This is a genomic window from Bacillus sp. MBGLi79 (assembly GCF_002953915.1).
Window position 1 is genome coordinate 4,348,483 of record NZ_CP026521.1, and the last position, 12,106, is coordinate 4,360,588.

At 44.7% G+C, this 12,106-nt stretch carries 12 protein-coding genes; 1 reads left to right on the forward strand and 11 read right to left on the reverse strand.

What is annotated here, in order from left to right:
- Positions 1 to 81 precede the first annotated feature (81 nt).
- The 10 genes from malS to spo0F all read right to left on the reverse strand — a co-directional run bounded on the left by malS (position 82) and on the right by spo0F (position 9,589).
- Positions 82 to 1,779 carry an oxaloacetate-decarboxylating malate dehydrogenase gene (malS, locus tag C1T29_RS22225; protein ID WP_040081540.1) on the reverse strand — a complete coding sequence of 566 codons (1,698 nt, stop codon included), beginning with the start codon at positions 1,777 to 1,779 and terminating at the stop codon, positions 82 to 84.
- A 289-nt stretch (positions 1,780 to 2,068) separates the two neighbouring features.
- A complete protein-coding gene (locus C1T29_RS22230; RefSeq protein ID WP_095432242.1) occupies positions 2,069 to 2,656 on the reverse strand; it encodes a thymidine kinase in 588 nt (195 codons plus the stop codon).
- Between the two features lie 88 nt (positions 2,657 to 2,744).
- A complete protein-coding gene (rpmE, locus tag C1T29_RS22235) occupies positions 2,745 to 2,945 on the reverse strand; it encodes a 50S ribosomal protein L31 (protein WP_003151132.1) in 201 nt (66 codons plus the stop codon).
- A gap of 118 nt (positions 2,946 to 3,063) precedes the next feature.
- Complete coding sequence (gene rho / locus C1T29_RS22240) at positions 3,064 to 4,347, reverse strand: transcription termination factor Rho (protein ID WP_003221939.1); 1,284 nt, start codon at positions 4,345 to 4,347, stop codon at positions 3,064 to 3,066.
- Between the two features lie 30 nt (positions 4,348 to 4,377).
- Entirely contained in the window at positions 4,378 to 4,539 is a 162-nt protein-coding gene (locus C1T29_RS22245) for a hypothetical protein (protein WP_003227632.1), read from the reverse strand.
- A gap of 214 nt (positions 4,540 to 4,753) precedes the next feature.
- On the reverse strand, positions 4,754 to 5,719 hold the full coding sequence (gene glpX, locus C1T29_RS22250) for a class II fructose-bisphosphatase (protein WP_040081539.1): 966 nt from the start codon (positions 5,717 to 5,719) through the stop codon (positions 4,754 to 4,756).
- Positions 5,720 to 5,749: 30 nt separating this feature from the next.
- Positions 5,750 to 7,039, reverse strand: coding sequence for a UDP-N-acetylglucosamine 1-carboxyvinyltransferase (locus C1T29_RS22255; RefSeq protein ID WP_014665738.1), 1,290 nt, complete (start codon positions 7,037 to 7,039; stop codon positions 5,750 to 5,752).
- Positions 7,040 to 7,417: 378 nt separating this feature from the next.
- A complete protein-coding gene (gene fsa / locus C1T29_RS22260) occupies positions 7,418 to 8,056 on the reverse strand; it encodes a fructose-6-phosphate aldolase (RefSeq protein ID WP_014665739.1) in 639 nt (212 codons plus the stop codon).
- Positions 8,057 to 8,176: 120 nt separating this feature from the next.
- Positions 8,177 to 9,034, reverse strand: a complete 858-nt coding sequence (locus C1T29_RS22265; protein WP_003243339.1) for a class II fructose-bisphosphate aldolase — start codon at positions 9,032 to 9,034, stop codon at positions 8,177 to 8,179.
- Between the two features lie 180 nt (positions 9,035 to 9,214).
- Entirely contained in the window at positions 9,215 to 9,589 is a 375-nt protein-coding gene (spo0F, locus tag C1T29_RS22270) for a sporulation initiation phosphotransferase Spo0F (protein ID WP_003227621.1), read from the reverse strand.
- 165 nt (positions 9,590 to 9,754) lie between these two features.
- On the opposite strand from spo0F, the gene C1T29_RS22275 reads away from it, so the two are divergent.
- The gene (locus tag C1T29_RS22275; RefSeq protein ID WP_095432243.1) at positions 9,755 to 10,276 is read left to right on the forward strand and encodes a DUF2529 domain-containing protein; all 522 of its coding nucleotides are present in this window, start codon (positions 9,755 to 9,757) and stop codon (positions 10,274 to 10,276) included.
- Positions 10,277 to 10,358: 82 nt separating this feature from the next.
- Here the strand turns inward: C1T29_RS22275 and pyrG are convergent, their stop codons facing one another.
- Entirely contained in the window at positions 10,359 to 11,966 is a 1,608-nt protein-coding gene (pyrG, locus tag C1T29_RS22280) for a glutamine hydrolyzing CTP synthase (protein WP_014665741.1), read from the reverse strand.
- Positions 11,967 to 12,106 lie beyond the last annotated feature (140 nt).

The window sequence follows — 12,106 nt, forward strand, 5'->3', positions numbered from 1 at the left end:
AATATTCTCCTCCAAATCCTATGTCCGTATACTTTAGCTTTACAAAAAGCTTTCCCTCGGACAGAAAAATTTACTCGCTAATTATTTCGCGATGATTTTTTTGTATTCCGGTGTCCACATTGCATCAAGAACCGCTTGTTTCACATCTTCAGGCTGACGATTTGCCACGCCGTCTTTAATTGCTGCTTCAGCAACGGCAATCGCTACTTGAATAGAAACCTCTTGAAGCTTATCAATGCTTGGAAGCAGCCCTGCTCCAGGTGTTTCAAGATCAACCATTTCAGCAATCGCATCAGCAGTTGCAGCAAACATAGCAGGCGTAATGATACGCGCTTCAGCTACAATTGAACCAAGTCCAAGACCAGGGAACGCGAATGCGTTGTTAGATTGTCCGATTTCATAAGAAACACCGTTGTATTCTACATTGTCAAATGGGCTTCCTGTTGCAATAAGCACTTTTCCGTCAGTCCATTTGAACAGGTCTTCAGGAACTGCTTCAGCAAGGTGAGTCGGGTTAGACATCGGCATGATAACCGGACGGTCTACGTGAGATGCCATTTCTTTTACAATTTCCTCTGTGAACGCACCTGAAACCCCTGAAGTGCCAATCAAGATCGTTGGTTTCGCTTGGCGAACCACTTCATCGAATGGAATTTGACCTTTTTCATCGCGCTTCCAGTCTTTCACTTCATCCGCATTGCGAAGGTAAGGTTTTTGGAAATCAAGGATGCCTTCGATGTCTTCAGTCAGCAAGCCTCTGTAATCAAGTGTGTAGAAACGTTTGTTAGCTTCTTCTTCAGACAATCCGGCAAGCACCATTGTGTCACGGATTTGGTCAGCAATACCGATACCAGCAGAACCAGCACCGAAAATAACAACACGCTGATCTTTAATAGAAGCGCCTGTTTTCTTCATAGCGGCAAGCACACCAGCAAGTGTAATCGCGCCAGTACCTTGAATATCATCATTAAATGTCAGGATTTCATGATTGTATTTCTTCATGATATTGCGTGCATTTTTGTTGCCAAGGTCTTCCCAGTGAAGAAGCGCTTTAGGGAAGAATTTCAATGCAGCTTTTACATAAGCGTCAATGAAAGCTTCATAGCGTTCACCTTGAACACGTTCATGCTTGTTCCCAATATATAAAGGATCGTTTAGAAGTTTTTCGTTGTTCGTACCGACATCAAGCACAACCGGAATAACACGGCTAGGGTCAATACCAGCTGCAGCAGTGTAAACAGCTAATTTACCGATTGCGATGTTAATACCGCCTACACCCCAGTCACCGATACCGAGAATGCTTTCAGAGTCAGTAGCAACGATAAGATCAATATCGCCTGCTGTCGCATGAAGGTTTTCAAACGCTTTTTCAATACCGTCAATGTTGTCGATTGACAAGTAGATTCCTTGAGGTCTTCTATATTCATGGCTGTACTCCTGAATCGCTTCACCAACTGTTGGTGTGTACACAACAGGAAGCATTTCGCGAAGATGGTTTTGCAGCAATTTATAGAAAAGAACTTCATTGCGGTTTGCAAGATCACTTAAGTAAACATTTTGACGAAGGCGGTCAGGCTGCGCTTGGAACTGCTCGTACGCGCGTTGTGCTTGTTGATCAAGAGAAAGTACAGTTGGCGGAAGAAGCCCTTCTAAGCCAAGTTCTTGTCTTTCTTCTAGTGAAAAAGCAACGCCTTTATTTAAAGTAGGAATAGATAAAACTTCTTTTCCTCTAAGAGTTGTTTCTAAGTGCCCTTCTTTGGTTTTTTTTATGTTATTCAAGCAAATCTCCTTCTTTCTTGAAATAGTTAACCAAGTTAAGTAATAACCCATCTAAAATATGACCGATCATGATCTTTATGCGACTTTGTGACAATTATTCGAACAATGTCTCAAAACTATTTACATTACGTAAGCTATTGTATGCCTGTCAAAATCAAAATTCAAGGGAAGAAAATTACTTAATTTTTTAATATACTTAATTAAATTTTTTAATTGAATATTATCAGAATATAAAAAAAACACCGGTGTTTTCAGCCGGTGCTTTCTATCTTTATACCCATGTTTTGGACTATTTTTTAGATTTTCCTGGGACTTCATGATGATGTCTGCATCTGGCTTCATACGATTCAGAGGCACCAACCAAAATGACCGGATCATCGTAAGAAGCAGGTTTGCCGTTAATGAGGCGCTGTGTTCTGCTCGCCGGTGATCCGCAGACAGAACAAACGGCTTGCAGCTTTGTCACACTTTCTGCAATCGCCATAATATTCGGCACGACGCCGAACGGCTCTCCCCTAAAATCCATATCAAGGCCCGCTGCTATCACACGGTAGCCTTTATCGGCAAGAGATGATAAAACCTCAACAATTTCCTGATCAAAAAACTGCACTTCATCAACCGCAATCACATCTGTACTTTCACTGATGTGATCCCAAATGTCAGCAGCAGACGAAATGGCGTAGCTCGTCATTGATGTTCCATTATGGGAGACAACAGCAGCTTCGCTGTATCGATTATCAATCACAGGCTTAAATACCCTAACTTCCTGCTTGGCGTAAGTCGCTCTCTTCACTCTTCTGATCAGCTCTTCAGATTTCCCCGAGAACATGCTGCCGCAAATCAGCTCAAGCCACCCGCTTTGTTTCATTATGTACATATGCTTCGCCCCCCTCTCTCTGCCAGCTGTGCTTTAGACAATATAAAAAACAGGCAAGATTGCTTCTTGCCTGTTGAGAAATCTATTATTACTTAAGACCGTATTTTTTGTTAAAGCGATCAACACGACCATCAGCAGAAGCGAATTTTTGACGACCAGTGTAGAATGGGTGGCATTCAGAGCAAATCTCAACGCGTACCTCTTCTTTTACTGAGCCTGTTTCAAATTCATTTCCGCAAGCGCATTTAACTGTTGCTTTTTTGAAATTAGGATGAATTCCTGCTTTCATTGTATCCATCTCCTTCCGCCCTGAATCCCGTGTGGAAACAGAGTTATTATTTCGGAGCGTTGTCCGAAACGCATATGAGAAAATTATATCAGTGATTTACTTCTTTTGCAAATACAATTTACCTTCTTGCAGATGATAGATTTGCCTGTTTCCATTCTTGATTGAGAATATCGAAAAATTCCTGGTTTGTTTTGGTTTTTTTCATTTTTCTCATGAACTTTTCTGCGAAATCAGGTGAATCAGACATCGTTTTGCGGATCGACCATAGACGATCAAGATGCTCTTTAGGCACAAGCAGCTCTTCTTTGCGCGTTCCAGAACGGCGGATATCAATGGCAGGGAAGATGCGGCGCTCTGCCAGAGAGCGGTCAAGGTGAAGCTCCATGTTGCCTGTTCCCTTGAATTCCTCATAAATGACATCATCCATACGTGATCCTGTATCAACAAGAGCTGTAGCAAGGATGGTTAAGCTGCCGCCTTCTTCGATATTTCTCGCAGCCCCGAAGAAGCGTTTCGGACGGTGGAACGCCGCTGGGTCAATCCCCCCAGAGAGCGTTCTTCCGCTTGGCGGAATCACTAAGTTGTAGGCGCGGGCAAGCCGAGTGATACTATCCATCAGGATGATGACGTCTTTTTTATGTTCAACGAGACGCATCGCGCGCTCAAGCACAAGCTCGGCCACTTTGATATGGTTTTCCGGCACTTCATCAAACGTTGAGCTGACGACATCCCCAGCTACAGAACGCTCGATATCGGTTACTTCCTCAGGTCTTTCATCAATTAAAAGCACGATTAGCTCTGCTTCAGGCTGGTTCGCTGTAATGCTGTTGGCAATTTCCTTCAGCAGCATCGTTTTTCCGGCTTTCGGCGGCGCCACAATCAATCCGCGCTGTCCAAATCCGACCGGCGCCATCATGTCCATAATTCTTGTAGACAAGAAGTTCGGCTTTGTTTCAAGCACCATTTGGCGATCTGGATAAAGTGGCGTAAGAGCAGGGAAATGCACACGCTCTTTTGCTGATTCGGGATCATCCCCGTTCACTGCTTCAACGTGCAAAAGTCCATAGTAACGCTCATTTTCTTTTGGCGGGCGAACCTTGCCGGATACTTTGTCTCCGTTCCGCAAATCGAAACGGCGGATTTGTGAAGCTGAGATGTAAATATCTTCTGAGCTTGGAGAGTAGTTGATCGGTCTCAGGAAGCCGAAACCTTCAGACTGGATGATCTCAAGAACGCCTTCCATAAACAACAGGTCTTCCTGTTCTGCATTCGCTTTCAGAATGGCGAAAATGAGTTCTTTTTTTGTCAGTTTACTGTAATAGGAGATTTTATAATGTCTTGCAAGTTCATAAAGCTCTTTCAATTTCATATTTTCCAATGAGGAAATAGATACGTCTTTCATAAAAACACCACGCTTTTCATAGTCAATATCTTACTCTGAACATGTCATCTGCTGCTTTTGCACAACATCCGCCAAAGCACATTCTTTTTTTAACATAAAGGAACTTCTATCGGTAACACTTCCACCCATGATTGGCGCTTTTGTTAAAAGGATTGTCTTAATGAGTTTTGAAGGAAGCGAGGACAAAAACATGAGAAGATCAATACTTATATCGTCTGTATGCGGTAGAAATTGAAACTTTCCTAGTGCTTAAAAGAAGGTATTACGCAGTAAAATTCGCAGCACTCTTTATTTTTACCTTATTTCAAAAAATTATTCAACTGAAATAAGGTTTTGACATGGAATTGATAGAGTTGACGCTTTTCTGCAAAAGTTAAAGCGGGCTCTCACCCGCTTTTTCTGTTTGTTATGGACGGATTACAAGATTTGGTTTCTTTTTCAAGCTGTGTCTGCCGTCAACGAAACGGACAGTGCCTGATTTTGCACGGATAACTAAGCTTTCAGTTGTTCCGACAGAGCCTTTAAATTGAACTCCTTTTAACAGCTCGCCGTCAGTAACCCCTGTAGCTGCAAAAATCGCGTCATCACCCTTCACAAGGTCTTCCATGCGAAGGACTTTGCTTAAATCAAGGCCCATTTTGTGACAGCGTGTGATTTCTTCTTCGTTTTGCGGAAGAAGTTTACCAATGATTTCTCCGCCGAGCGCTTTTAGCGCGACAGCGGATAGCACACCCTCAGGAGCGCCGCCTGATCCGAACAGGATGTCAACGCCCGTGTGGTCGAAAGCCGTGTTGATGGCGCCAGCGACATCGCCGTCATTGATCAATTTGATTCTGGCGCCGGCCTCACGAAGCTCGGAAATGATTTTTTCGTGTCTTTCACGGTTTAAAATGGTGGCAACGACGTCCTCAACGTCCTTGTTTTTTGCTTTTGCCACCGCTTTAAGGTTGTCAATGACAGGTGCTTCAATATCTATGCAGCCCACCGCCTCCGGACCGACTGCAATTTTTTGCATATACATGTCAGGAGCATTCAGCAGCGTGCCATGGTCTGCGACCGCGATCACCGTCAGCGCGTTCCAGCCGCCGCTTGCTAAGATGTTTGTGCCTTCAAGAGGGTCAACTGCGACATCAACGCGCGGGCCGTACCCGTTTCCGAGTTTTTCCCCGATATACAGCATTGGCGCTTCGTCCATTTCTCCCTCACCGATTACAACGGTCCCTTTCATCGGCACTGTATCAAAAACGTCTCTCATTGCACTTGTTGCCGCTTCATCAGCCTCGTCCTTTTTTCCCCGGCCCATCCATCTCGCCGATGCTAATGCCGCAGCTTCGGTTACACGTACCAATTCCATTGATAAACTTCTTTCCATTTCAACACGATCTCCTCTCACAAGAAACCATTATGAATTTTGAAGCTGTTCTATTTCTTCGTCTGTCATTCTTTCACGCCAAATTGTAGCTCCAAGCCCCTCAAGCTTCTTCTCAAGGCTGCTGTAGCCGCGGTCAATATGCTCCAGCCCTGTAATTTCCGTGACGCCGTCAGCCATCAGTCCGGCTACCACCAAGCAGGCTCCGGCACGAAGATCGCTCGCCTTCACTTTTGCGCCTTGAAGCTCGACAGGACCTGTGATGATGGCGGATCTGCCTTCTACTTTCATATTGGCACCCATCCGTCTCAGCTCATCAATGTGCTTGAATCTTGCCGAGTAGATGGTGTCTGTAACGACGCTTGTCCCTTTTGCCCTTGTCAGAAGCGCCGTCATCGGCTGCTGTAAATCCGTCGGAAACCCCGGATATACGAGGGTTTTGACGTCAACCGGCTTTAAGTTCTTCTGCCCGCCGACAATAAGAAGCTGGTCGTCGCTTGTTTCGATATGATAGCCCATTTCTCTCAGCTTTGCCGTTAACGACTCAAGATGAGTGGGAATGACGTTATCGATAATGACTTCCTTGCCCATTGCAGCGCCCGCAATCATAAATGTCCCGGCCTCAATTCTGTCCGGTATGATCGTATGCTTGCAGCCGTGCAGTTCCTGAACGCCGTCGATTCGGATCACATTGGTGCCCGCGCCTTTGATTTTGGCGCCCATGCTTGTAAGTAATGTCGCGACGTCAATAATCTCAGGCTCTTTGGCAGCGTTTTCGATAATCGTTTTCCCTTCTGCCAAAACAGCGGCGAGCATAATGTTAATCGTTGCTCCTACGCTTACGACATCTAAATAAATCCGTGCGCCTCTCAGCCTTTCAGCTCGCAAATAAATGGCGCCTTGTTCATTGGTTACTTCAGCTCCGAGCGCCTCAAAGCCTTTGATATGCTGATCAATCGGGCGGGGCCCTAAGTGACAGCCGCCAGGCAATCCAATGACTGCTTGCTTAAAGCGGCCTAGCATCGCCCCCATTAAATAATACGACGCGCGAAGCTTTTTTACTTTCCCGTTAGGAAGCGGCATGCTGATCATCGATGTAGGGTCAACAACCATTTCCCCATTCTCAAAATGCACGTTGCCGCCGATTTCCTTTAACAGGTCACGCAGCGTTTCAATATCTGAAATCTCTGGAAGCCCTTCAATTGTCACCTCGGAATTTGCCAAAATGGTTGCAGGTATTAACGCAACAGCGCTGTTTTTAGCGCCACTGATATGTACTGTACCGTTTAACGAGTCACCGCCGGCAATATTCAACTTTTCCATGATAGTCTCCTTCCATAAGAAGATAGCTGCGGAGCTAAATAAAATGTCATTTTATTCTGTCTCTGCAAATAAAGCTCATGTCCAAAATCTAGCCAATTCGAAGAGAAAGAATACAACACATTGTAAAATATCAGGAAGAAAATAGCGAAGCTTTGCGGGGCACAGATTTCAAAAGTTGCACAGAGACCCGCCGGCTTAAGAGACATCGTCTTCATCCGGCAAAAGCAGTACGCAAACCCTTCATTCCGATATCAGCTTCTGCAGCCCAATGATTCCTTCTCTGTAAAGCGGCGTCAGCATCTGAAGGTCCGCTGTATCAGGTCGGTGAAAAACAAAGGCCGCGGCAAACAGGCATAAAGCTGTTTGCCGCCCCTTTCATTATTTGTTCCAGTCTGCCAGGAATTGTTCGATTCCTTTGTCTGTTAACGGGTGTTTAGTGAGCGCATGAATGACTTTCAGCGGCATTGTGCCGATGTGAGCCCCTCTTAAAGCGGCTTCTGTCACGTGCTGCGGGTGGCGGATAGACGCTGCAATGATTTGCGTGTCAAGTCCGTGAATGTCAAAAATCTGTTTAACTTCTGAAATCAGGTCAAGCCCATTGTGGCCGATGTCATCTAAACGTCCCAGGAATGGAGATACATACGTCGCCCCCGCTCTTGCAGCAAGAAGCGCCTGGTTGGCATTGAAGATCAATGTAACGTTTGTTTTGATGCCTAAGTCAGTAAGTGCTCTCACCGCTTTTAAACCGTCAGACGTCATTGGAATTTTGACCGTAATGTTCGGAGCGATTTTCGCCAGTTCTTTTCCTTCCTCGATCATTTCCTCAGCTTTCAAAGAAATAACCTCTGCGCTTACAGACCCTTTCACGACGTCTGTAATCTCGCGAAGACGGTCGTGGAATGATACGTTAGCTTCCTTTGCTACTAAACTAGGGTTCGTCGTAACACCGGCGAGAATTCCTAATTCATTCGCTTCTTTAATTTCATCGATATTCGCTGTATCAACAAAGAATAACATTTTCAAAAAGCCTCCCTGATTAAGAAATTTTCTGAACTGTGAATTATGATTGCGCTTTCTATAGATAGACGGAAAACCGCCTGTCAAGCTGTCAGGCGGCTATAAAAAGTTCCAATTGAATTAAGCTTGGTTTGAAGAACCAAATTCACGCATTTTACCGATAACTGTTTCTTTGATCGCTTCACGAGCTGGTCCAAGATATTTACGTGGATCGTACTCGTCAGGCTTAGCTGCCAATGTTTCGCGAACAGCTTTTGCAGAAGAAATTTGGTTTTCAGTATTCACGTTGATTTTAGCTGTACCAAGTGAAATTGATTTTTTGATGTCAGCAGTCGGAATTCCAGTACCGCCGTGAAGAACTAGCGGAAGACCAGTTGATTTCCCGATTTCTTCCATTTCTTTGAAACCAAGGTTTGGTTCGCCTTTGTAAGGGCCGTGAACAGAACCTAATGCAGGTGCAAGGCAGTCGATGCCAGTGCGCTCAACAAGCTCTTGGCACTCTTTAGGGTCAGCGTAGATTACGCCTTCAGCGATAACGTCATCTTCTTGTCCGCCGACTGTTCCAAGCTCAGCTTCTACAGATACTCCGTGGAAATGAGCAAGCTCAACAACTTTAGCAGTTGTTGCTACGTTTTCTTCAAATGGATGGTGAGAAGCGTCGATCATTACAGATGTGAAACCTGCATGAATCGCTTTCGCACAAGATTCAAAGCTTGAACCGTGGTCTAAGTGAATCGCAACAGGAACTGTCACTTTGTACTCTTCCATAAGTGCTTTTACCATAGCAACGACTGTTTTGAAGCCGCCCATGTAGCGTCCCGCACCTTCGGAAACACCAAGGATCACTGGAGATTTTTCTTCTTCAGCTGCTTGTAAAATCGCTTGAGTGAACTCAAGGTTGTTTAAGTTAAATTGTCCTACAGCGTACCCTTTTTCTTTAGCTGTATTCAACATTTCCGTCATAGAAACTAAAGGCATGTCGAATGTCCTCCTTATGTAGCCTGATTGTCTTCTAGCGAAAAAAGCTTTCCACCCTAGCATGACCCATATATTGCTGTCATATGTAAATACTCAGATCGCTTTTTCTCCATAACTAGGATACCAACTTTTCGACAAATCGGCAACACAATGACATCATTCATTTGTTTCTTCTTTTTGTCAGTTAGACTTCAGGGGCAGATATTTTTTGACGGCGTCTCTGATTTCGTCGATGTCAAACGGCTTTGCAAAGTGCGTCAGAGCGCCCAATTCCTTTGATTCCTGGATCATGTCGAGCTCTCCGTATGCCGTCATGATAATGACCCGGATGTTTTCGTCAATGACCTTCATCCGTTTTAGGATTTCGATTCCGTCCATGCCGGGAATTTTCATGTCTAAAAGCACCAGGTCGGGCCGTTCTTTTGTCACAATGTCAAGCGCCTGCAGGCCGTTTGCAGCCTGAAACGTCTGGTAGCCTTCTTTATTGAACACTTCATTAAGCAAAATACGAATGCCGTATTGATCATCAACGATTAAAATTTTTTCATTCATCATTTTACACCCCAATATTATGATTTTCGTCAAAAGTAAGCAGTAGTGTATGTATTCTGTTTGATTTTCCTATTTCCTTTAATTATAATAGTCTACTTTACGACATTTTCTGAGCATTTTCTCTTTTGTTGTATACTGATATTGTACGTTATAAAGGAGGATTCACTTATGTTGAAAATATTTACGACGCAGTTAACAGGTATTTTTTCCCGCATTCAGGATAAGGAATCTGACGCGATTGAAGATGGGGCGCGGCTGCTTGCTCAAGCGGTGATCAGCGGGCATTCCATTTATTTATACGGAGCGAACGAGCTTCAGGGCGTCTTTTATGAGGCCACTGAAAGCAAAGAACCCTTTCCATCTGTCAAAGCCTTTCCAGAAAGCGCTGAAGAAGTGACAGAAAGCGACAGGGTGCTGATGTTTTGCTCAGGGACAGGCACAGCCGAAGAGCAGGCGCTCGCAAAAGAGCTGTATGAAAAAGGCGCGGGAGTCGTATGCGTATCGCCCACAGCCAAAGATAGCGCGGGAATAGAACAGTATTGTGATGTGCATATTGATTCCAAATTAAAAATGCCGCTTGTTCCCGATGAAGACGGCACCCGTTACGGATTTCCCTCTTTAATGACGGCACTGTATGTCTATCACGCTTTATCGTTTACCCTAAAAGAAATTCTGCAAGAGTATGCATAATATCTTATTGTACATGCTTGATCTTGCCGAAAACAAATAAAAAAGACTTGCCCGCTTTTGACAAACGGCAAGTCTTTTTTTGTTACTTCTGATTCGCAGCTTCGACAGACGCTCCGATAAAGCCTTTGAATAGAGGCTGAGGTCTTGTCGGTCTTGACTTGAACTCTGGGTGGAACTGAGAAGCCACGAACCAAGGGTGGTCTTTCAGCTCGATGATTTCAACAAGGCGTCCGTCAGGGCTTGTGCCTGAGAATACGAAGCCTTGCTCTTCCATTTGCTGTCTGAATTCATTGTTAAACTCATAGCGATGGCGGTGGCGCTCGTACACCACTTCATCCTGATACACTTCAAAGGCTTTCGTGCCTTCTTCAAGCTTACAAGGGTAAAGGCCGAGACGAAGCGTTCCTCCGAGATCCTCAACATCCTTCTGTTCAGGAAGAAGGTCAATGATCGGGTATTGAGTTGACGGATCAATTTCCGCTGAGTGAGCGCCTTTTAAGCCCAATACGTTTCGTGCGTATTCAATAGACGCCACCTGCATGCCCAAGCAAATGCCCAAGAACGGAATGTTGTTTTCGCGCGCGTATTTTGTTGCGACGATTTTGCCTTCAACACCGCGGTCTCCGAATCCGCCCGGCACAATGATGCCGTCAGTTCCGCTTGTGAGTTCTGCGATATTGTTTTCTGTCACTTCTTCCGCGTTGATCCATTTCACTTTTACATCTGTGTCAAACGCATAGCCCGCATGGCGAAGGGACTCGACAACAGAAATGTATGCGTCAGGAAGCTCAACGTATTTGCCGACAAGGCCGATTGTAATCGTTTGAGACAGGTTGCTGACCTTGTTAACAAGCTCTTTCCACTCGGACATTTCCGCTTCTTCGCATGCCAATTTCATGTGCTCGCAAACAAGCTTATCAAGCCCTTGTTTTTGAAGCTCAAGCGGAATGGAGTAGAGGTTGTCCGCATCTTCACATTCAATAACCGCTTTTGTATCGATGTCGCAGAATAGCGCGATTTTATCTTTCATATCTTGAGAAATCGGCATTTCTGTACGAACGACGATGATGTTTGGCTGAATGCCCAAGCTGCGCAATTCTTTTACGCTGTGCTGTGTCGGTTTTGTTTTTAATTCCCCAGCAGCTTTAATGTAAGGAACAAGCGTACAGTGGATGTACATTACGTTTTCACGGCCGATGTCGCTCTTCATTTGGCGGATTGCTTCAAGGAATGGCAATGATTCGATGTCTCCGACAGTACCGCCGATTTCTGTAATAACGACATCTGCGTTTGTCTCTTTTCCTGCGCGGTAAACACGGTCTTTCAATTCGTTTGTGATGTGCGGGATGACCTGCACGGTTCCGCCAAGGTAATCTCCGCGGCGTTCTTTTTTAAGAACTGTTGAATAGATTTTACCTGTTGTCACGTTGCTGAATTTATTCAGATTAATGTCGATAAAACGCTCATAGTGACCAAGGTCCAAGTCTGTTTCAGCGCCGTCATCCGTTACGAATACTTCACCGTGCTGGTACGGGCTCATTGTTCCCGGGTCAACATTGATGTATGGATCGAATTTTTGAATCGTCACGTTCAGTCCGCGGTTTTTCAGCAAACGTCCTAATGAAGCTGCTACAATACCCTTTCCAAGTGAGGATACAACTCCCCCGGTTACAAAAATATATTTCGTCATTTCGTTTGCTCCTCTCTTCGCTCTTAGCTACATTTTTAAAATGTACTATTTTATAAAAAATCATTTAGCCTTTTAAATGATTTATAAGAAAAATGAGGGGTGAAAATAAGAAAGCTCCCTTTCAATTTCTTGAAAGGGAG